Annotated in this window: 18 protein-coding genes; 16 read left to right on the top strand and 2 right to left on the bottom strand. The window is 72.0% G+C overall.

Going from position 1 to position 20,514, the window contains the following annotated elements:
- The first annotated feature begins 81 nt into the window (after positions 1–81).
- The 9 genes from AC0B61_RS22710 to AC0B61_RS22670 all read left to right on the top strand — a co-directional run bounded on the left by AC0B61_RS22710 (position 82) and on the right by AC0B61_RS22670 (position 10,214).
- Complete coding sequence (locus AC0B61_RS22710) at positions 82–840, top strand: YebC/PmpR family DNA-binding transcriptional regulator (protein WP_030240747.1); 759 nt, start codon at positions 82–84, stop codon at positions 838–840.
- A gap of 141 nt (positions 841–981) precedes the next feature.
- Complete coding sequence (ruvC, locus tag AC0B61_RS22705) at positions 982–1,536, top strand: crossover junction endodeoxyribonuclease RuvC (RefSeq protein WP_471742546.1); 555 nt, start codon at positions 982–984, stop codon at positions 1,534–1,536.
- Entirely contained in the window at positions 1,533–2,144 is a 612-nt protein-coding gene (gene ruvA / locus AC0B61_RS22700) for a Holliday junction branch migration protein RuvA (protein WP_471742545.1), read from the top strand. The genes ruvC and ruvA overlap by 4 nt, the downstream gene beginning before the upstream one ends.
- A gap of 55 nt (positions 2,145–2,199) precedes the next feature.
- Complete coding sequence (ruvB, locus tag AC0B61_RS22695) at positions 2,200–3,285, top strand: Holliday junction branch migration DNA helicase RuvB (protein ID WP_471742544.1); 1,086 nt, start codon at positions 2,200–2,202, stop codon at positions 3,283–3,285.
- 259 nt (positions 3,286–3,544) lie between these two features.
- Complete coding sequence (yajC, locus tag AC0B61_RS22690; protein ID WP_471742543.1) at positions 3,545–3,952, top strand: preprotein translocase subunit YajC; 408 nt, start codon at positions 3,545–3,547, stop codon at positions 3,950–3,952.
- 147 nt (positions 3,953–4,099) lie between these two features.
- Positions 4,100–5,929 (top strand): protein translocase subunit SecD, encoded by a 1,830-nt coding sequence (secD, locus tag AC0B61_RS22685; protein ID WP_471742542.1) that lies wholly within the window; start codon positions 4,100–4,102, stop codon positions 5,927–5,929.
- 4 nt (positions 5,930–5,933) lie between these two features.
- The gene (gene secF, locus AC0B61_RS22680; RefSeq protein WP_471742541.1) at positions 5,934–7,031 is read left to right on the top strand and encodes a protein translocase subunit SecF; all 1,098 of its coding nucleotides are present in this window, start codon (positions 5,934–5,936) and stop codon (positions 7,029–7,031) included.
- A 26-nt stretch (positions 7,032–7,057) separates the two neighbouring features.
- Positions 7,058–7,609: an adenine phosphoribosyltransferase gene (locus AC0B61_RS22675; RefSeq protein ID WP_471742540.1), complete on the top strand. Its 552-nt coding sequence runs from the start codon at positions 7,058–7,060 to the stop codon at positions 7,607–7,609.
- A gap of 190 nt (positions 7,610–7,799) precedes the next feature.
- A complete protein-coding gene (locus AC0B61_RS22670; protein WP_471742590.1) occupies positions 7,800–10,214 on the top strand; it encodes a RelA/SpoT family protein in 2,415 nt (804 codons plus the stop codon).
- Positions 10,215–10,299: 85 nt separating this feature from the next.
- Here the strand turns inward: AC0B61_RS22670 and AC0B61_RS22665 are convergent, their stop codons facing one another.
- Entirely contained in the window at positions 10,300–11,529 is a 1,230-nt protein-coding gene (locus AC0B61_RS22665; protein WP_471742539.1) for a DUF349 domain-containing protein, read from the bottom strand.
- 263 nt (positions 11,530–11,792) lie between these two features.
- A complete protein-coding gene (locus AC0B61_RS22660) occupies positions 11,793–12,641 on the bottom strand; it encodes a peptidylprolyl isomerase (protein ID WP_471742538.1) in 849 nt (282 codons plus the stop codon).
- Positions 12,642–12,895: 254 nt separating this feature from the next.
- Here AC0B61_RS22660 and AC0B61_RS22655 point away from each other — a divergent pair, with 254 nt between their 5' ends.
- The 7 genes from AC0B61_RS22655 to AC0B61_RS22625 all read left to right on the top strand — a co-directional run bounded on the left by AC0B61_RS22655 (position 12,896) and on the right by AC0B61_RS22625 (position 20,423).
- Positions 12,896–13,603, top strand: a complete 708-nt coding sequence (locus tag AC0B61_RS22655; RefSeq protein WP_471742537.1) for an MBL fold metallo-hydrolase — start codon at positions 12,896–12,898, stop codon at positions 13,601–13,603.
- Between the two features lie 12 nt (positions 13,604–13,615).
- On the top strand, positions 13,616–14,878 hold the full coding sequence (gene hisS, locus AC0B61_RS22650) for a histidine--tRNA ligase (protein ID WP_471742536.1): 1,263 nt from the start codon (positions 13,616–13,618) through the stop codon (positions 14,876–14,878).
- A complete protein-coding gene (aspS, locus tag AC0B61_RS22645; RefSeq protein WP_471742535.1) occupies positions 14,875–16,665 on the top strand; it encodes an aspartate--tRNA ligase in 1,791 nt (596 codons plus the stop codon). The genes hisS and aspS overlap by 4 nt, the downstream gene beginning before the upstream one ends.
- Positions 16,666–16,778: 113 nt before the next feature.
- Positions 16,779–17,285, top strand: coding sequence for a GNAT family N-acetyltransferase (locus tag AC0B61_RS22640; RefSeq protein WP_471742534.1), 507 nt, complete (start codon positions 16,779–16,781; stop codon positions 17,283–17,285).
- A gap of 131 nt (positions 17,286–17,416) precedes the next feature.
- Positions 17,417–18,235: a polyphosphate kinase 2 gene (ppk2, locus tag AC0B61_RS22635; RefSeq protein ID WP_471742533.1), complete on the top strand. Its 819-nt coding sequence runs from the start codon at positions 17,417–17,419 to the stop codon at positions 18,233–18,235.
- A gap of 75 nt (positions 18,236–18,310) precedes the next feature.
- Entirely contained in the window at positions 18,311–18,925 is a 615-nt protein-coding gene (locus tag AC0B61_RS22630) for an antibiotic biosynthesis monooxygenase (protein WP_471742532.1), read from the top strand.
- Between the two features lie 46 nt (positions 18,926–18,971).
- Positions 18,972–20,423 (top strand): replication-associated recombination protein A, encoded by a 1,452-nt coding sequence (locus AC0B61_RS22625; protein WP_471742531.1) that lies wholly within the window; start codon positions 18,972–18,974, stop codon positions 20,421–20,423.
- Positions 20,424–20,514 lie beyond the last annotated feature (91 nt).

The following is a 20,514-nucleotide window of genomic DNA, read 5'->3' as shown; positions in this document are numbered from 1 at the left end:
TGACCGTGTGCGTCTCACCGGTGACGGCACCGGTAAGATCTCATCTGTTTCCTTCCCATCGGCGACGTAAAGGAGCTGGCGATGTCCGGCCACTCTAAGTGGGCTACCACCAAGCACAAGAAGGCCGTGATCGACGCCAAGCGCGGCAAGCTCTTCGCCAAGATGATCAAGAACATCGAGGTGGCGGCGAAGACCGGCGGGCCGGACCCGGCGGGCAACCCGACGCTCTACGACGCCATCCAGAAGGCCAAGAAGAGCTCGGTCCCGATCGACAACATCAACCGCGCCGTCAAGCGCGGTGGCGGTCTCGAGGCCGGCGGCGCCGACTACCAGACCATCATGTACGAGGGCTACGGCCCCAACGGCGTCGCCGTCCTGATCGAGTGCCTCACCGACAACCGCAACCGCGCCGCCTCCGACGTGCGCGTCGCGATGACCCGCAACGGCGGCTCGATGGCCGACCCGGGCTCGGTGTCGTACCTGTTCACCCGCAAGGGTGTCGTCATCGTCCCCAAGGCCGACGGCGTGGACGAGGACAAGCTGTTCGAGATCGTCCTCGACCAGGACCCGGAGGAGATCAACGACCTCGGCGACTCGTTCGAGATCGTCTCCGAGGCCTCCAAGATGGTCGACGTCCGCACCGCGCTGGTGGACGCCGGCATCGACTACGACTCGGCCGAGGCGAACTTCCTCCCGAGCATGCAGGTCGAGCTGGACGTCGACGGCGCCCGCAAGATCCTCAAGCTGATCGACGCGCTGGAGGACAGCGACGACGTGCAGAACGTCTTCGCCAACTTCGACATCCCCGACGAGGTCGGTGCGCAGCTCGACGCCGAGTGATCCACGTGATCCACGTGATTCACGGCGAGTGATCTTCGCACTGCCCGGCCCGGTGGTCCCAGGACCGCCGGGCCGGTGTCGTCGCGGGGTTGTCGGACCCGGACGGTAGCCTTCGCAGGTCGGAGACGAGAGGCGGGGCGAGTGGTACGGGTACTGGGCGTGGACCCGGGGCTGACCAGGTGCGGGGTCGGCGTGGTCGAGGGCGCGCCGGGCCGGCCGTTGCGGATGGCCGGGGTCGGGGTGGTGCGCACTCCCGCCGAGGCCGAGATCGGGCAGCGGCTGCTCCAGGTCGAGCAGGGCATCGAGGCCTGGCTGGACGAGCACCGGCCCGACCTGGTCGCCGTCGAGCGGGTGTTCGCGCAGCACAACGTGCGCACCGTGATGGGTACCGCGCAGGCCAGCGCGGTCGCGATGCTCTGCGCGACGCGCCGCGGCATCCCCGTCACCCTGCACACCCCGAGCGAGGTCAAGGCGGCCGTCACCGGCTCCGGCCGGGCCGACAAGGCCCAGGTCACGGCCATGGTGCAGCGCCTGCTGCGGCTGGACGCCCCGCCCAAGCCCGCGGACGCCGCCGACGCGCTGGCGCTCGCGATCTGCCACATCTGGCGCGGCGGGGCGACCAACCGGCTGGAGGCCGCCGTCCGGGCCGCCCAGGCCACGCCCCGTGCCACCCCCGTGAAAGGAACGTACCGGTGATCGCCTTCGTGCAGGGGCCCGTGGCGGCCATCTCCTCCGGGGTCGCGGTGGTCGAGGTCGGCGGGGTGGGCATGGCCGTGCAGTGCACCCCGAACACCCTGGCCGGCCTGCGGCTGGGCGAGCCGGCCCGGCTGGCGACCTCACTGGTGGTGCGGGAGGACTCGCTGACCCTCTTCGGCTTCGCGGACGACGACGAGCGCGCCGTCTTCGAGATCCTGCAGGCCGCGCCTGGTGTCGGCCCCAAGCTGGCGCAGGCGATCCTCGGCGTGCACAGCCCCGACGCGCTGCGGGCCGCGATCGCGGGCGGCGACGAGAAGGCGCTGGTCGCCGTCCCGGGCATCGGCAAGGCGAAGGCGGCCAAGCTGCTGCTGGAGTACAAGGACAAGCTGGGCGCCCCGCACGGCGCGGTGCCCGCGCAGAAGCCGATCGCCGCCGGCCCGGCGCCGTGGAGCGAGCAGCTGCACTCCGCGCTGACCGGCCTCGGCTACGCCCCGCGCGAGGCGGACGAGGCGGTGGCGGCCGTCACCCCGGACGCCGAGGCCCAGCAGGTGCCGGACGTCGGCGCGCTGCTCCGGCTCGCGCTGCGCGGCCTCAACCGCGCCCGCTGAGACCAGCTGACGACCTGTCGGTTTGTCGACTCTGGAGACTTGGGAGCCCACGACGATGTACGACTCGGAACCCGCCGACCGGCTGGTCACGGCCGCCGCGGACGGCGAGGACCAGGCGGTGGAGGCGGCCCTGCGCCCCAAGGTCCTGGACGAGTTCATCGGCCAGGAGCGGGTGCGCGAGCAGCTGTCCCTGGTGCTCCAGGCCGCCCGCAAGCGCGGCAGCGCGCCCGACCACGTACTCCTGAGCGGGCCGCCCGGGCTGGGCAAGACCACCCTGTCCATGATCATCGCGGCCGAGCTGGGCGCCCCGATCCGGATCACCTCAGGCCCGGCCATCCAGCACGCGGGGGACCTCGCGGCGATCCTGTCCTCGCTCACCGAGGGCGAGGTGCTCTTCCTCGACGAGATCCACCGGATGTCCCGGCCGGCCGAGGAGATGCTCTACATGGCGATGGAGGACTTCCGGGTCGACGTAATCGTCGGCAAGGGCCCGGGCGCCACCGCCATTCCGCTGGAACTGCCGCCCTTCACCCTGGTCGGCGCCACCACCCGGGCCGGCCTGCTGCCGCCCCCGCTGCGGGACCGCTTCGGCTTCACCGGGCACATGGAGTTCTACGCCCCGGCCGAGCTGCAGCGGGTGGTGCACCGCTCGGCCGCGCTGCTGGACGTGCAGATAGACCCGGCGGGCGCCGCCGAGATCGCCGGCCGCTCGCGCGGCACCCCGCGCATCGCCAACCGGCTGCTGCGCCGGGTCCGCGACTACGCGCAGGTGCGGCACGACGGCGTGGTCACCGTCGGGATCGCCGCCCAGGCGCTGGACGTCTACGAAGTGGACGCCCGGGGACTGGACCGGCTGGACCGCGCGGTGCTGAACGCGCTGCTGAGGCTGTTCGGCGGCGGCCCGGTCGGTTTGTCGACACTCGCGGTCGCCGTGGGGGAGGAGTCCGAGACCGTCGAGGAGGTGGCCGAGCCCTTCCTGGTCCGCGAGGGCCTGCTTGCCCGGACCCCGCGGGGGCGGATCGCCACCGCCGCGGCCTGGCAGCACCTCGGCCTGACCCCGCCGGTGCAGACCCCGTCGGGCCAGACCGCTCGCGGACGCCTGCCTGCCCAGTCGGAGCTGTTCCCCGCCGACGAATGTTGACCGCCCTCGGCTGAACGGGTGAGCCGCGCCCGGACGTTCCCGCCCGGTGTCGCCGCCGGACCCCAAGGCGGGGCCGGGAACCGGGTCCGGGAAACAGTGCAGGCGGAGGGTCGCCACTTTCGGGGGCAGGATGCGATGCTTGGCGTTGTCCGATCGATTCGGGGTTGCATAGACTCCGCCGGACCGCCCCTCTCACCTGACGGGCCGACCCATACCACACAGGCCGCCGGCCGGCGGCCCGTAAAGGACCCTGGCTGCAGTGAACCTCATCATCCTTCTCCTCCCGATCATCGCGATCGTGCTCATGTTCCGGTCGCAGAAGAAGCGCCAGCAGCAGCAGCAGAGCATGCAGACCGCGCTGGAGCCCGGGGCCGGAGTGCGCACCATCGGCGGCCTGTACGCCCAGGTGAAGGCGGTCAACGACGAGACCGTCGAGCTGGAGCTCGCGCCCGGCGTGATCGCCCACTTCACCAAGAGCGCGGTCGCGGCCGTCCTGGACCCCCAGGAGTACGACGCGATCATCAACGGCCGCCCCGCCGACGACGAGCTCCCCGAGCCGGAGGCCGAGGACGCCGACGCCGAGCCGGCCGAGGACAAGCCGCTGTCGCTCGCCAAGGACAGCGCCGAGAAGGGCGACGTCGAGGGCGGGGCTCCCGCGAGCAAGTAGTACGGACGGGCAATCCGCCCGGACGCGCGGCGCAGTGCCGCGAGCCCACAGGACCTCAGGGCCGCAGAACCGCCGGACCCCTGTCCCGCCACGAGCCGGACGGGGGTCCGGTCGGGGAAGTGGCATGGACAGGGAGAAACGAGCAAGGTGGCAACACCCAAGTCGCGCCCGCGCGACGGCTACCCAGGGCGGGCGCTGGCCCTCATCCTGGTCGTCACCGTCGGACTGGTCGCCCTCATGTTCGGGACGGGCAACACCAAGCCCCGGCTCGGGATCGACCTCGCCGGTGGCACCAGCATCACGCTGACCGCGAAGTCGACCGACCCCAAGGCGATCAGCAAGTCCAACATGGACATCGCCACCGGGATCATCGAGCGCCGTGTCAACGGCATGGGTGTCTCCGAGGCGGAGGTCCAGACCCAGGGTGACGACACGATCATCGTGAACATCCCCAAGGGCGGCGACCGGCAGAACGCGGCGGACCAGGTGGGCACCACCGCGAAGCTGTTCTTCCGTCCGGTCCTGGCCGTGGCGCCCAGCGGCATCACCGCCCCGGCGCCGACCGGCACCCCGTCCGCGGGCGCCACCGGCACCCCGGGCGCGGCCCCGTCGGCCGGTGCCGCTCCCTCGGGCGCCGCGGGTAGCGGCGCGCCGTCCGCGCCCGCGAGCGCCACCAAGCAGGGCCGCACCGTCGGTGAGGCGCTGGCCGCCGAGGGCACCAGCCCGACGGCCGCCGCGACCGGCGCGAGCGCGGCCCCGACGGCCGCCGCCACCGGCAGCGCCGCCCCGGCCGCCAGCGGCGCCCCGAGCGCCCCGGCCACCCCGCCGAGCGCCGCCGACCTGAGCGCCGCGATGACCCAGGGCACCGTCCCGCCGGAGCTGTCCGCCGCCTTCGCCGCCCTCGACTGCTCCAAGCCCGAGGTCCGCGCCGCCCAGACCGGGCCCGAGGAGAAGGCCGTCGTCGCCTGCTCCCAGAAGCCCGAGAACGGCTACTACGAGAAGCTGGCCCTCGGCCCCGTCGCCGTGAAGGGCTCGGACGTCTCCAAGGCCCAGCCCAGCCTGGACACCCAGCAGGGCTCCGGCTGGCAGGTCCAGCTGCAGTTCAACGGCACCGGCACCGACGCCTTCGCGAAGGTCACCGGCCAGCTGGCCACCCAGACCCCGCCGACCAACCAGTTCGCCATCGTGCTGGACAACCAGGTCGTCTCGCACCCGCAGGTCAACGGTCCGATCCCGGGCGGCAGCGCGGTCATCACCGGCCGCTTCACGCAGGCCGAGGCGAAGGACCTCGCCAACGTGCTGGGCTACGGCGCCCTGCCGCTGGAGTTCGCCAAGAGCGACATCACCACCGTCTCCCCGGCGCTCGGCGGGGACCAGCTCAAGGCCGGTCTCGTCGCGGGCCTGATCGGCATGGTGCTGGTCGTCGCGTACTCGCTGCTCTACTACCGCGGTCTCGGCCTGGTGTCGATCGCCGGTCTGATCGTCTCGGCGATCATGACCTACTCGATCATGAGCCTGCTCGGCGGCGGGATCGGCTTCGCGCTGAACCTGCCCGCGGTGTGCGGTGCGATCGTCGCGATCGGCATCACCGCCGACTCCTTCATCGTGTACTTCGAGCGCATCCGCGACGAGGTCCGCGAGGGCGCCCCGCTGCGCCCGGCGGTCCAGCGGGCCTGGCCGCGCGCCCGGCGCACCATCCTGGTCTCGGACTTCGTGTCCTTCCTCTGTGCCGCCGTGCTCTACGCGGTCTCGGTCGGCAAGGTCCAGGGCTTCGCGTTCACGCTGGGGCTGACCACCGCGCTCGACGTCGTGGTGATCTTCCTCTTCACCAAGCCGCTGATCACCCTGCTGGCCCGCCGCAAGTTCTTCCTGGACGGCCACCCGTGGTCCGGCCTGGACCCGAAGCGGCTGGGCGCCCGCCCGCCGCTGCGCAGCAGCCGTCGCCGTAGCCCCTCCTCTGCCGTGAAGGAGGCCTGACACCGTGTCGCGCTTCTCCAATCTGGGCCACCGGCTCTACCAGGGCGAAATCAGCTTCGACTTCGTCGGTCGCCGCAAGCTCTGGTACTCCATCTCCGGCGTGATCGTGCTGGTCGCCGCGATCGGTCTGGCCATGGGCCTGCACCTGGGCATCGAGTTCAAGGGCGGCTCGGTCTACACCGTGGCCAAGCCCGGCCTGACCGTCTCCCAGGCGCAGGAGAAGGCCGACCAGGTCGTCTCCTCGCACCCGCTGGTCCAGTCGACCGACAACGGCAAGATCCGGATCCAGGTCAGCACCGAGGAGCCGAAGAGCTCGGACGAGGTGCGCTCGCAGCTCGCCGAGAAGATCGGCATCCCGCTGGACACCGTCGAGGCGCAGGTGATCGGCCCCAGCTGGGGCAAGCAGATCTCCAACAAGGCACTCACCGGTCTGATCATCTTCATGATCCTGGTGACGGTCTACCTGGCGATCGCCTTCGAGTGGCGGATGGCGGTGGCCGCCCTGGTCGCCCTCATCCACGACCTCCTGATCACCATCGGCGTGTACGCCCTGGTGGGCTTCGAGATCACCCCGGGCACGGTGATCGGCTTCCTGACGATCCTCGGCTACTCCCTCTACGACACGGTCGTCGTCTTCGACACCGTGAAGGAGAACACCAAGGGGCTCGCCAAGCAGAACAAGCTCACCTACAGCGAGGCGGCCAACGCGGGCCTCAACCAGACCCTGGTGCGCTCGCTCAACACCACCGTCGTCGCACTGCTCCCGGTCGCCGCACTGCTGTTCATCGGCGGCGGCTTCCTGGGCGCCGGCACGCTGAACGACATCTCGCTCGCGCTGTTCATCGGCCTCGCGGCCGGTGCCTACTCCTCGATCTGCGTCGCCACCCCGCTGCTGGCGCAGCTCAAGGAGGAGCAGCCGGACATGAAGGCGCTGCGCAAGCGCGTCCTGCAGCACCGCGCCGCGGCCGCCAAGGCCGAGCCGTCGGACGCGTCCGCCACGGACGAGCCGGCGGAGGACGACCAGCCTGCGGGTATGGTCGGTCAGCGCGGCCGGGCAGCCGGCACCACCCGTGCCAAGGGCCGTCCGTCCACCAAGCGCTGACCGCACCACGACCCCGAGGACACATCGTGACCACCGCCGACATCGCCCTGGCCGAGCTGCTGAACAGCCGGATCCGGGACGTCCCGGACTACCCGAAGCCGGGTGTGCTGTTCAAGGACATCGCGCCGCTGCTCGCCGACGCCGAGGCGTTCGGCGCCCTCACCCGGGCGCTGGCCGACCGGGCCGAGGCACTCGGGGCGACCAAGGTGGTGGGCCTGGAGGCGCGCGGCTTCGTGCTGGCGGCCCCGGCGGCCTTCGCGGCCGGGCTCGGCTTCGTGCCGATCCGCAAGCAGGGCAAGCTGCCCGGCGAGGTGTTCCGGCGCTCGTACGAGCTGGAGTACGGCTCGGCGACGCTGGAGGTGCAGTGCGACGCCTTCACGCCCGGTGAGCGGGTTCTCGTGGTGGACGACGTGCTGGCCACCGGCGGGACCATCGGCGCCTCGCTGGACCTGGTGAAGGAGGCCGGGGCCGAGCTGGCGGGCGTCGTGGTGCTGATGGAGCTGGGCTTCCTGGACGGCCGCGAGCGGCTGGCCGGGCACCTCGGCGACGCCCCGCTGGAGACGCTGGTCACGGTCTGACGGACCCGCGTGAAGGACGGCAGTCGGAACTTCCGACTGCCGTCCTTCCGTTTCCTGGCCCGGCCGGATGAACACCGGGCCGCCCGGCTCGGTACCATGAAGATTCATCCCCTCCCGGTTGTCCCCGTCCGTTCGGGCCCGGCAGGGGTCGGCCCGGTGCCCCGAGGAGTAGTCCTTGCCCGACGAGGTTGTGCCCACGGCCGAAGCGGCCGCTCCCGAAGACCGTCCCACGCCCTCGGGGGCCACCCCGGCACGCCCGGCGCCGACCTCCTCGCGTTCGCTCGCGCCCTCCGGCCGCGGTTCCACCGGCGGCATGCGGGCCCGGCTGGCCCGCCTCGGCGGTCAGCGCTCCAGCGTGCTCAACCCCGTCCTGGAGCCGCTGTTCCGCTCGATCCGGGCCAATGACCCGAAGGCCGACCCGGCGCTGCTGCGGGACATCGAGCGGGCGTACGCGGTGGCCGAGAAGTGGCACCGGGGGCAGAAGCGCAAGAGCGGCGACCCGTACATCACCCACCCGCTGGCCGTCGCGACGATCCTCGCCGAACTCGGCATGGACGCCCCGACCCTGATGGCCGGGCTGCTGCACGACACCGTCGAGGACACCGACTACGGCCTGGAGACCCTGCGCAAGGACTTCGGCGACTCGGTGGCCCTGCTGGTGGACGGCGTCACCAAGCTGGACCGGGTCAAGTTCGGTGAGGCCGCGCAGGCCGAGACCGTCCGCAAGATGGTCGTCGCGATGGCCAAGGACCCGCGCGTCCTGGTGATCAAGCTGGCCGACCGCCTGCACAACATGCGCACGATGCGCTACCTCAAGCGGGAGAAGCAGGAGAAGAAGGCCCGCGAGACGCTGGAGATCTACGCCCCGCTGGCGCACCGGCTGGGCATGAACACCATCAAGTGGGAGCTGGAGGACCTCGCCTTCGCGATCCTCTACCCCAAGATGTACGACGAGATCGTCCGGCTGGTCGCCGAGCGCGCCCCCAAGAGGGACGAGTACCTGGCGACCGTCATCGACCAGGTCCAGGCGGACCTGCGCGGCGCCCGGATCACCGCCTCCGTCACCGGCCGGCCGAAGCACTACTACTCGGTCTACCAGAAGATGATCGTCCGGGGCCGGGACTTCGCGGAGATCTACGACCTGGTGGGCATCCGGGTCCTGGTCGACACCGTCCGCGACTGCTATGCGGCGCTGGGCACCATCCACGCGCGGTGGAACCCGGTGCCGGGGCGGTTCAAGGACTACATCGCGATGCCCAAGTTCAACATGTACCAGTCGCTGCACACGACGGTGATCGGCCCCGGCGGCAAGCCCGTCGAGCTCCAGATCCGCACCTTCGACATGCACCGGCGCGCCGAGTACGGCATCGCCGCGCACTGGAAGTACAAGCAGCGCGCGGTCGCCGGGGCCTCAAAGGTCCGCACCGACACCCCGAACCAGGTCCGCAAGGACGACAAGGCCGGCGCCGTCAACGAGATGGCCTGGCTGCGGCAGCTGCTGGACTGGCAGAAGGAGACCGCCGACCCGGGCGAGTTCCTGGAGTCGCTCCGCTTCGACCTGGCCAGCAACGAGGTCTTCGTCTTCACGCCCAAGGGCGACGTGATAGCCCTGCCGGCCGGCGCGACCCCGGTCGACTTCGCCTTCGCGGTGCACACCGAGGTCGGCTACCGGACGATAGGCGCCCGGGTGAACGGACGCCTGGTGCCGCTGGAGTCGACGCTGGAGAACGGCGACACCGTCGAGGTGTTCACCTCCAAGGCGGAGAACGCCGGACCGTCCCGGGACTGGCTGGGCTTCGTCAAGTCCCCGCGCGCCCGCAACAAGATCCGTGCCTGGTTCTCCAAGGAGCGCCGCGAGGAGGCGATCGAGCACGGCAAGGAGGCGATCGTCCGGGCGATGCGCAAGCAGGGCCTGCCGATCCAGCGGATCCTCACCGGCGACTCGCTGGTCACCCTGGCCCACGAGATGCGCTACCCCGACATCTCCTCGCTCTACGCCGCGATCGGCGAGGGCCACGTCGCCGCGCAGAACATCGTGCAGAAGCTGGTCCAGGCGCTCGGCGGCGAGGAGGGCGCGACCGAGGACCTGGCGGAGACCGCCACCCCGACGCACGACAACCGCCGTGCGGCGCGCCGCCGGGCCAAGGGCGACCCGGGCGTGATCGTCAAGGGCGTCGAGGACGTCTGGGTCAAACTGTCCCGCTGCTGCACCCCGGTGCCGGGCGACCCGATCGTCGGCTTCGTGACCCGCGGCAACGGCGTCTCGGTGCACCGCGCCGACTGCGTCAACGTGGAGTCGCTGAGCCAGCAGCCGGAACGCATGATCGACGTCGAGTGGGCGGCCACCCAGTCCTCGGTCTTCCTGGTGGCCATCCAGGTCGAGGCGCTGGACCGCTCCCGACTGCTCTCGGACGTCACCCGGGTGCTGTCCGACCAGCACGTCAACATCCTGTCGGCGGCGGTGCAGACCTCGCGCGACCGGGTGGCGATGAGCCGCTTCACCTTCGAGATGGGCGACCCGAAGCACCTCGGGCACGTGCTCAAGGCGGTGCGCGGCGTCGAGGGCGTGTACGACGTCTACCGCGTCACCTCCGCCCGCAAGTGACGGCGGGCACGACGGCCTGACGGCATGAGGAAGGCCCCCGGGGAGCTCCCCGGGGGCCTTCCTCATGGTGACCGTTCGGGCCGGGTCAGCCGCTGAACTCCTCCTGGCTCCGGTGCGCCTGCTCCAGCAGGGTCTGCACGCCGGCCAGCTCGGACTCCAGCTTGGCGACCTTGGCGGCGTTGCCGGCCGTACGGGCCCGGTCCAGGTCCGACTGGATCTTCTCGGCCTTGGCCTGGAAGAGGCCGACCATGCCGGCCGCGCGGGCCTTGGCCTCCGGGTTGGAGCGCTTCCACTCGCTGTCCTCGGCCTCGCGGATGGCCCGCTCGACCGCGTTCAGCCGGCCGTCCAGCTTCGGACGGACCTCGCGCGGCACGTGCCCGATCGCCTCCCAGCGCTCGTTGACCTCGCGCAGCGCGGCCTTGGCGGCCTTCAGGTCGGTGATCGGCAGGATCGCCTCGGCCTCGGCGGCCAGCGCCTCCTTGAGCTTCTGGTTCTCCACCTGCTCGGCGTCGCGCTCGCTGAACACCGAGGAACGGGCCTGGAAGAAGACGTCCTGCGCGCCGCGGAACCGCGCCCACAGCTCGTCCTCGATGTCCCGCTGGGCCCGGCCGGCGGCCTTCCAGCGCGCCATCAGGTCGCGGTAGGCGGCCGCGGTGCTGCCCCACTCGGTGGACGAGGACAGCGCCTCGGCCTCGGTGACCAGCGCCTCCTTGGTCTGCCGGGCCTGCTCGCGCTCGGCGTCCAGGGTGGCGAAGTGCGCCTTGCGGTGCTTGGAGAAGACCGAGCGGGCGTGCGAGAAGCGGTGCCACAGCTCGTCGTCGCTCTTGCGGTCCAGCCGCGGCAGGCCCTTCCAGGTGTCCACCAGGGCGCGCAGCCGGTCCCCGGCCTCCCGCCACTGGGTGGACTCGGCGAGCTGCTCGGCCTCGGCGACCAGGGCGTCCTTGGCCGCGCGGGCCTCGTCCTGCGCCTTGGCGCGGGCGGCCTTGCGCTCCTCCCGCCGGGCCTCGATCTCGCCGGCGAGCGTGTCCAGCCGCTTGGCCAGGGCCTCCAGGTCACCGACGGCGTGCCCCTCGACCACCTGCGCACGCAGGTGCTCCAGCGCGGTCTGGGCGTCCTTGGCGGCCAGGTCGGTGGTGCGCACCCGCTTCTCCAGCAGGCCGATCTCCACCTCGATGCCCTGGTACTTGCGCTCGAAGTAGGCGAGGGCCTCCTCGGGCGAGCCGGCCTGCCAGGAACCCACGACACGTTCGCCGTCGGCCGTCCTGACGTAGACCGTGCCCTGCTCGTCCACACGGCCCCACGGGTCGCTGCTCATAGCGCGTCCTCCACATGACGTCGCGCCCGCGCCGGGGCGGCGCGCGACCGTCGTCCACAGTTGATGTGCGGCGGACCGATGAGTCCGCCGTCCCCGTCCGCCGTGCCTTTCTGCCGAGGGTGACGGCTAGGCGGGTCCGGGCACCCTATACAACGCCAACATAGGCGACCAGGCCCGGTGCTGTCCGCATCCGGGCCGGGCGATTTCGGGCCGGGGCCGGGCGAGGACGTCCTGGACGTCGCCCGCGGCGGCCCCGGGGTTGGTCAACCCTTCGAGACCGTAGCCGAGTTGAAGGTGACGTCGGCCATCGGGTGGCCGTCCGGGGCGCCCTCCAGGGTGCCGGCGGCGGCGATCTTCTGCACCACGTCCAGGCCGCCGGTGATCTTGCCGAAGGGGGTGTAACTCGGCGGCAGCTTGGTGTCCTTGTAGACCAGGAAGAACTGGCTGCCGTTCGTGCCGGGGCCGGAGTTGGCCATCGCCACGGTGCCCGCCGGGTAGGTCGCGCCGGTCAGGTTCTCGTCCGCGAACTTGTAGCCGGGACCGCCGGTGCCGCCGGGGACCGTCGCGCTGGCGGTCGGATCGCCGCACTGCAGCACGAAGATGCCGTCGGTGGTGAGGCGGTGGCACTTCGTGTGGTCGAAGTACTGCTGGCCGGCCAGGAAGGCGAAGGAGTTCACGGTGTGCGGCGCCTTGGCCGCGTCCAGCGCGATCGTCACCTTCCCGCAGTTGGTGTCCAGGGCCATGGTGTACGAGCCGCTCGGGTCGATCGACATGGCCGGCTCGGCCTGCCACTGCTTGCCGTTGGGCGCGCCCGGCGCCGGATCGGCGCAGCCCTCGACCGGCTTGCGGGTCGGCGTCGCCGGCGTGGTCGGCCCCGTGGCCTGGGTCGGCGCGGCCTGCGCGGAGCTCGCGCTCGCCTTGTCCTTGCCGTCCGAGCCGAAGGCGCCGGTGGCGACCAGCGTTCCGCCGGCGGCCAGGACCACGACGGCGAGCGAGGCGCCCAGGATCGTGTTGCGGCGCCTGCGTGCGGCCACCGCCTCGGCCCGCCGCTCCATCTGGCGCTCGTACTTCTCGCGGGCGAGCTGCCGCCGCCGCTGTTCGCTGCTGACCACCGGCCGTGTCTCCTACGGATCGTGCGGGGAAAAGTGGAGGGATTCCGGAGCGGATCATCGCATCCCTCGGCGCCCAAGTGTAGGGACCGGGCCCGTAAGAACGCGGTGAACCTGTCAGACGGCCGCGCCCGGCCACCCCTATCTGGTTAGCAACCGGGCCCGCACCGCCGGTAGGCTGCCCCTGAATGACGGATTCGCAGCATCACTCCTGGTGGTCCTCGCAGAACCGACCGCCGCACACCCGAAGGACGCGCGTGTTCATCGCCGGATTCCCCGCTGGAGCCTGGGGCACCAACTGCTACCTGGTCGCTCCGGCGGCGGGCGAGGAGTGCGTCATCGTCGACCCCGGCCACCAGGCGGCCCGCGGCGTCGAGGAGATGGTCCGCGAGCACCGGCTCAAGCCCGTCGCGGTGCTGCTCACGCACGGCCACATCGACCACGTGGCCTCGGTGGTCCCGGTCTGCGGCGCCCGCGGCGTCCCGGCCTGGATCCACCCCGAGGACCGGTACATGATGTCCGACCCGGAGAAGGCGCTCGGCCGCTCCCTGGGCACCCAGCTGATGGGCGAGCTCACCGTCGGCGAGCCCGACGACGTGCGCGAGCTCACCGACGGCAGCGTGCTGGAGCTCGCCGGCCTGCGGCTCACCGTCGACCACGCGCCGGGCCATACCAGGGGGTCGGTGACCTTCCGGACGCCCGGTGCCGAGGACCTCCCCCCGGTGCTGTTCTCGGGCGACCTGCTGTTCGCCGGCTCCATCGGGCGTACCGACCTCCCGGGCGGGGACAGCGAGGCGATCATGACGTCGCTGGCCCGGGTGTGCCTGCCCCTCGACGACTCCACCGTGGTCCTCTCCGGCCACGGCGGTCAGACCACCATCGGCCGCGAGCGCGACACCAACCCCTACCTCCGACAGGCAGCAGGGGCGACCGGCGCCCCGGCTTTCCCGCGACGAGGAATGTGACGGATAGAGAAGTTGAGCACCTTCACCGCCCCCAAGGGCACCTACGACCTGCTGCCCCCCAGCTCCGCGACCTTCCTGGCGATCCGCGAGCGCATCGCCGCGCCCGCCCGCCGGGCCGGCTACGGCTACGTCGAGACCCCGGTCTTCGAGGACGTGAAGCTGTTCTCCCGCGGCGTCGGCGAGTCCACCGACATCGTCACCAAGGAGATGTTCTCCCTCACCAAGCGCGGCAAGGAGGACCTCGCGCTGCGCCCGGAGGGCACCGCCTCGGTGCTGCGCGCCGCGCTCCAGGCCAACCTGCACAAGCAGGGCAACCTGCCGGTGAAGCTCTGGTACTCCGGCTCGTACTACCGCTACGAGCGCCCGCAGGCCGGCCGTTACCGCCAGTTCTCCCAGGTCGGCGCCGAGGCGATCGGTGCCGAGGACCCGGCGCTGGACGCCGAGTTGATCATCCTGGCCGACGACGCCTTCCGCTCGCTGGGCCTGAGCGACTACACCCTGCTGCTCAACAGCCTCGGCGACAAGCAGTGCCGCCCGGTCTACCGCGCCGCGCTGATCGAGTTCCTGTCCGGCCTGGACCTGGACGAGGACACCCGCCGCCGCGCCGAGATCAACCCGCTGCGCGTCCTCGACGACAAGCGCGAGGCGGTGCAGGCCCAGCTGGTCGGCGCGCCGATGCTGCGCGACTTCCTGTGCGAGGACTGCAAGGCGTACGACGAGAAGGTCCGCGAACTGCTCACCGCGGCCGGCGTGGCCTTCGTCGACGACCCGAAGCTGGTCCGCGGCCTGGACTACTACACCCGCACCACCTTCGAGTTCGTGCACGAGGGCCTCGGCGCGCAGTCCGCGATCGGCGGCGGCGGCCGCTACGACGGCCTGTCCGAGATGATCGGCGGCCCGGCGCTGCCGTCCGTCGGCTGGGCCCTCGGCGTGGACCGCACCTTCCTCGCGCTGGAGGCCGAGGGCGTCACCCTCGACCTGCCGTCCGCCACCGCCGTGTACGCGGTCGCGCTCGGCGAGGAGGCGAAGAACGTCCTGTTCGCCAAGGTGGTCGAGCTGCGCCGGGCCGGCGTGGCCACCGACCTCGCCTTCGGCGTCAAGAGCATCAAGAACGCCATGAAGTCCGCCGACCGGTCCGGCGCCCGCTTCGCCCTGATCGCCGGGGACCGGGACCTCGCCGAGGGCGTCGTCCAGCTCAAGGACATGAGCACCGGCGAGCAGACCCCCGTCGCCCTCGACGCACTCGTCCCCACCCTGAAGGAGAAGCAGCTGTGATCCGCACGCACGACGCGGGCACGCTCCGCCCGGAGCACGCAGGCACCACCGTCACCCTGGCCGGCTGGGTCGCCCGCCGCCGCGACCACGGCGGCGTCGCCTTCATCGATCTGCGCGACGCCTCCGGCACCGTGCAGATCGTGGTCCGCGACCTGGACTCGGTGCACGGCCTGCGCGCCGAGTACTGCGTCAAGGTCGTCGGCGACGTCCGGGTGCGCCCCGAGGGCAACGAGAACCCGGACATCCCGACCGGCGCGATCGAGGTCGTCGTCAGCGGGATCGAGGTGCTCTCCGAGGCCGCCCCGCTGCCCTTCCCGGTCGCCGAGTACGAGCCGGGCACGGTCAACGAGGAGGTCCGGCTGCGCTACCGCTACCTGGACCTGCGCCGCGAGGGCCCGGCCAAGGGCCTGCGGCTGCGGTCCAAGGTCAGCAACATCATCCGCCGGGTGATGGAGGAGAACGACTTCCTCGACATCGAGACGCCGTACCTCACCCGCTCCACCCCCGAGGGCGCCCGCGACTTCCTCGTCCCGGTCCGCCTGCAGCCCGGCCACTGGTACGCGCTGCCGCAGTCGCCCCAGCTGTTCAAGCAGCTGCTGATGGTGGCCGGCATGGAGCGCTACTACCAGATCGCCCGCTGCTTCCGCGACGAGGACTTCCGCGCCGACCGGCAGCCGGAGTTCACCCAGCTGGACATCGAGGCCTCCTTCGTCGACCAGGAGGACATCCTGGCCCTCGGCGAGAAGATCATCGGTGCCGTCTGGCGCGAGGTCCACGGCTACGAGATCCCCGCCCCGCTGCCGCGGATGACCTACGCGGACGCCATGGGCCGCTACGGCTCCGACAAGCCGGACGTCCGCTTCGGCCAGGAACTCACCGACCTCACCGGGTACTTCAAGGGCACCGAGTTCCGCGTGTTCCAGGCCCCGTACGTCGGTGCCGTGGTCATGCCCGGCGGCGCCTCGCAGCCGCGCAAGCAGCTGGACGCCTGGCAGGACTGGGCCAAGGCGCGCGGCGCCAAGGGCCTGGCCTACGTGCTCATCGACGCCGAGACCGGCGAGCTGCGCGGCCCCGTCGCCAAGAACCTCTCCGCGGAGCACCTGGCCGGCCTGGCCGCCGCCGCGGGCGCCAAGAACGGTGACGCGGTCTTCTTCGCGGCCGGCAAGGAGCGCGCCTCGCAGGAGCTGCTCGGCGCCGCGCGGCTGGAGATCGGCCGCCGCTGCGGGCTGATCGACGAGTCGAAGTGGGCCTTCCTCTGGGTCGTCGACTTCCCGATGTTCGAGCCGATCGAGGACGACAAGGGCGTCTTCCAGGGCTGGCACGCGGTGCACCACCCGTTCACCGCCCCGACCGCGGAGTCGCTGGACACCTTCGACACCGACCCGGGCGCGGCGCTGTCCAACGCGTACGACCTGGTCCTCAACGGCTCGGAGCTGGGCGGCGGTTCGATCCGTATCCACCAGCGCGACGTGCAGAAGCGGGCGTTCGACGCGATCGGCCTCTCCGAGGAGGAGGCGGCCTCGCAGTTCGGCTTCCTGCTGGACGCCTTCAACTACGGGCCGCCGCCGCACGGTGGTGTCGCCTTCGGCCTGGACCGGATCGTCACCCTGCTCGGCGGGTACGACACCATCCGCGACGTCATCGCCTTCCCGAAGACGTCCACCGGTGGCGACCCGCTGACCGGTGCGCCGACCCCGATCACCCCGGCGCAGCGCCGCGAGGCCGGCGTGGACGCCCAGCCCAAGGTCCGCGAGGACGCCAAGTCCGAGGCGCAGCCCGCGTCCTGACGTCGCGTCATCGGCGTCATCCGCGTCATCCGTTAACCTGCAACGGCCCCGGACGGTCCACCCACCGTCCGGGGCCGGGCCACAACGGTGTGTGACACAGGGAGGGTCGACCCATGCAGATCACCACGAGAGTCGAACGTCCGCAGGACGCCCCGGCGACCAGGCGCGTCCACATGGCCGCGTTCCCCGGCCCGGACGAGGCGGACCTGGTGGACGCGCTGCGCCGCGATCCCGCCTGGCTGCCCGGCCTGTCACTGGTCGCGGTCGACGAGACCGGGCTGGTGGTCGGGCACGCCCTGCTGACCCGGCTGCGGGTCGGGGAGGGCGACGCGGTGGCGCTCGCGCCGGTCGCCGTGGCGCCCGAGTGGCAGCGCCGGGGCGTCGGAGACCTCGTCGTCCGGGCCGCGCTGTCGGCGGCCGAGGAGGCGGGGGAGAAGCTCGTGGTCGTCCTCGGCGACCCGGAGTACTACGCGCGGTTCGGCTTCCGGCCGGCCGGGCGGCACGAGGTCGTCGGCCCGTTCGAGGTGCCGGAGGCCTACTTCCAGGCGCTGCCGCTGACGGCGTACGACGGCGACCCGCGCGGGCTCTGCCGCTACCCCGAGCCCTTCGTCGGGGTCTGAGGCCCGCGGCGGAAGCCCGCCGGTGAGTCGGCCGCTCCGCCTCCTCCGACCGCTCCGTTCCGATCTGCGGACCCGCCGTGCCGCGCCTACGGTGAGGGTGCATCAGCATCAGCCGGACGGAGGACCAGAGGGTGGCCGACGAGCAGCGGACCGCGAGGCCGGAGCGACTGACGAGGAAGCCGTACGAGCGGGAACTGCTGCGGCTGCAGCAGGAGTTGGTGAAGCTCCAGGAGTGGGTGCGGGTCGAGGGCGGCCGGCTCGTGGTGGTCTTCGAAGGGCGAGACGCCGCGGGCAAGGGCGGGGCCATCAAGCGGGTGACGGAGTACCTGAACCCGCGCATCGCCCGGATCGTGGCGCTGCCCGCACCGACCGAGCGGCAGAAGACCCAGTGGTACTTCCAGCGGTACGTCGAGCACCTGCCGGCGGCCGGCGAGATCGTGCTGTTCGACCGCAGCTGGTACAACCGGGCCGGAGTCGAGCGGGTGATGGGCTTCTGCACCGACGAGGAGTACTGGCAGTTCCTGCACCAGTGCCCGACCTTCGAGCGGATGCTGACCGAGGCGGGCATCCTGCTGCGCAAGTACTGGTTCTCGGTGAGCGACACCGAACAGGAACGGCGCTTCCGGGACCGGCTGGAGGACCCGATGAAGCGCTGGAAGCTCTCCCCGATGGACGTCGAGTCGATCACCCGCTGGGAGGACTACTCACGGGCCAAGGACGAGATGTTCATCCACACCGACACCCCGGACTCGCCCTGGTACGTGGTGGAGAGCGACGACAAGCGCCGGGCCCGGCTCGACATGATCGCCCACCTGCTCTCCACCCTGCCCTACCGCGAGATCAGGGCGCCGCAGATCGAGCTGCCGCCCCGCCCGGCCTCGCGCGGCTACCAGCGGCCCCCGCGCGGCCTGCAGAAGTACGTTCCGGACCACGCTGCCACACTGGACTAGGAGACGGGGTTTCTCCGGGCGCCGCATCCGACGACGGCCCCGCGTGGCGTCCGGGCGTCCTTGGGAGGCACGCTCATGTTCGTTCGTACCGTCTACGCCACCGGCCACCCCGCCCGGATCGAGCAGACCCTCGACGGGCTCCGCACCGAAGCTCTCGCACTCCTCTCCGGGCAGCCCGGCTACCGCGGCTACGGGCTGTTCGCCGACCGGGAGCTCGGCAAGATCGCGATGGGCTCTTGGTGGGAGTCCCGGCAGGCCGAGCAGGACAGCCACCGGGACCTGGCCGAGCGGCGGGCCGAGCTGCTGGCGCCCCTCGCGGGCACGGCGGCCACCGACGTCTGGGAGGCCGCGGTGGTGGCCCCGCCCGGTGCGGCCGGGCCGGGCGGCGGGTTCCGGATGGTGCAGGGCTGGATCGACCCGGCCAGGCTGACCACGCTGGTCGAGGTCTTCCGGGACCGCGCACTGCCGACCCTGGCGAAGCTGGGCGGGTTCGTCACCGCCGCGCTGCTGACCGACCCGGCGACCGGACGCACCTCGGTGGGCGCGATCTTCGCCGACCGGGAGAGCTTCGTGGACTCGCGCGGCCCGATGGCCGACGCCCGGGCCCAGGCGGTCGCCGCGGCCGGATCCACCGTGTGGGCGGTCGAGGAGTTCGACGTCGTGCTGCTGGACAGCCCGCTGCAGGACTGAGGGCGTGCGGCCGAACGGTGTCGGCGGCCTCGCATAGGCTTCCGGTGTGGACGAACCGGACCTCTTCACCGCCGCCGCCGAGGAACGCCAGGCCAAGGAGCCCGGCCGGGCGCCCCTGGCCGTACGGATGCGCCCGCGCACCCTCGACGAGGTGGCCGGGCAGCGGCAGCTGCTGAAGCCCGGCTCGCCGCTGCGGCGGCTGGTCGCGGGCTCGCGCGGGCCGGCGGCCACCAGCTCGGTGATCCTCTGGGGGCCGCCCGGCACCGGGAAGACCACGCTGGCGCACGTGATCAGCCAGGCCGTCGAGGGGCGCTTCGTCGAGCTGTCCGCGATCACCGCCGGGGTCAAGGAGGTCCGGGCGGTGATCGACGGTGCCCGGCGGGCGGTCGGCATGTCCGGCCGGGAGACGGTGCTCTTCCTGGACGAGATCCACCGCTTCTCCAAGGCCCAGCAGGACTCGCTGCTGCCGGCCGTGGAGAACCGCTGGGTCACCCTGATCGCGGCGACCACCGAGAACCCGTACTTCTCGGTGATCTCCCCGCTGCTGTCCCGCTCGCTGCTGCTCACCCTGGAGTCGCTGACCGACGAGGACATCCGCGCGCTGCTGCGCCGCGCGGTGGCCGACGAGCGCGGCCTGGCGGGCGCGCTGGAGCTGACCGAGGACGCCGAGGACCACCTGGTGCGGCTGGCCGGCGGCGACGCCCGACGGGCGCTCACCACGCTGGAGGCGGCCGCCGGGGCGGCGCTGGAGAAGAGTGAGGCGAGCATCACGCTGGCCACCACCGAGACGGCCGTCAACCGGGCGGCGGTGCGCTACGACAAGGACGGCGACCAGCACTACGACGTGGCGAGCGCGCTGATCAAGTCGATCCGCGGCAGCGACGTGGACGCCACCCTGCACTACCTGGCCCGGATGATCGAGGCGGGGGAGGACCCGCGGTTCATCGCCCGCCGGCTGATGATCTCGGCCAGCGAGGACGTCGGCCTGGCGGACCCGACGGCGCTGCAGACGGCCGTCGCGGCCGCGCAGGCGGTGGCGCTGATCGGCTTCCCCGAGGCCCGGATCATCCTCTCCCAGGCGGCGATCGCGCTCGCCCTGGCGCCCAAGTCCAACGCCGCCTACCTGGCGATCGACGCGGCGCTGGCGGACGTCCGGCAGGGCCTGGCCGGCGCGGTGCCGGCGCATCTGCGGGACGCGCACTACGGCGGCGCGGGCAAGCTCGGCCACGGCAAGGGGTACCAGTACCCGCACGACCTGCCGGAGGGCATCGCCGCCCAGCAGTACGCGCCGGACCAGGTGCACGGCAGGGAGTACTACCAGCCCACCCGGCGCGGCGGCGAGGCCCGGTACGCGGACGTCGTGGAGTGGACCCGGGGGCGGCTGCGCGGGGAGCGGCGGAGCGAGAAGGCGGCGGAGCGCAGGACCGAGGCCGAGGCGAAGGCCGCGCCGGGGGCGGAGAAGAAGGCCGGTACGAAGCCCGGGGAAGAGGGCGACTGATCGGCGGCTATACTCGATCGGAGTGCCATGTCCCGGGACGGCGGCGGGGGAGACCCCACCGACCGGCCGCACCAGCGGGGCATCGGCCGTA

The sequence above is a fragment of the Kitasatospora sp. NPDC023385 genome, assembly GCF_055664045.1.
The sequence above is the reverse complement of the archived record's forward strand: the minus strand, read 5'-3'. Positions and strand labels throughout refer to the sequence as shown.

Bases quoted from the DNA above. Each gene is read 5' to 3' on its own strand.
- AC0B61_RS22640 (WP_471742534.1), top strand. From the start codon at position 16,779: ATGCAGATCACCACGAGAGTCGAACGTCCGCAGGACGCCCCGGCGACC.
- AC0B61_RS22710 (WP_030240747.1), top strand. From the start codon at position 82: ATGTCCGGCCACTCTAAGTGGGCTACCACCAAGCACAAGAAGGCCGTG.
- AC0B61_RS22630 (WP_471742532.1), top strand. From the start codon at position 18,311: ATGTTCGTTCGTACCGTCTACGCCACCGGCCACCCCGCCCGGATCGAG.
- AC0B61_RS22665 (WP_471742539.1), bottom strand. From the start codon at position 11,529: ATGAGCAGCGACCCGTGGGGCCGTGTGGACGAGCAGGGCACGGTCTAC.
- ruvB (WP_471742544.1), top strand. From the start codon at position 2,200: ATGTACGACTCGGAACCCGCCGACCGGCTGGTCACGGCCGCCGCGGAC.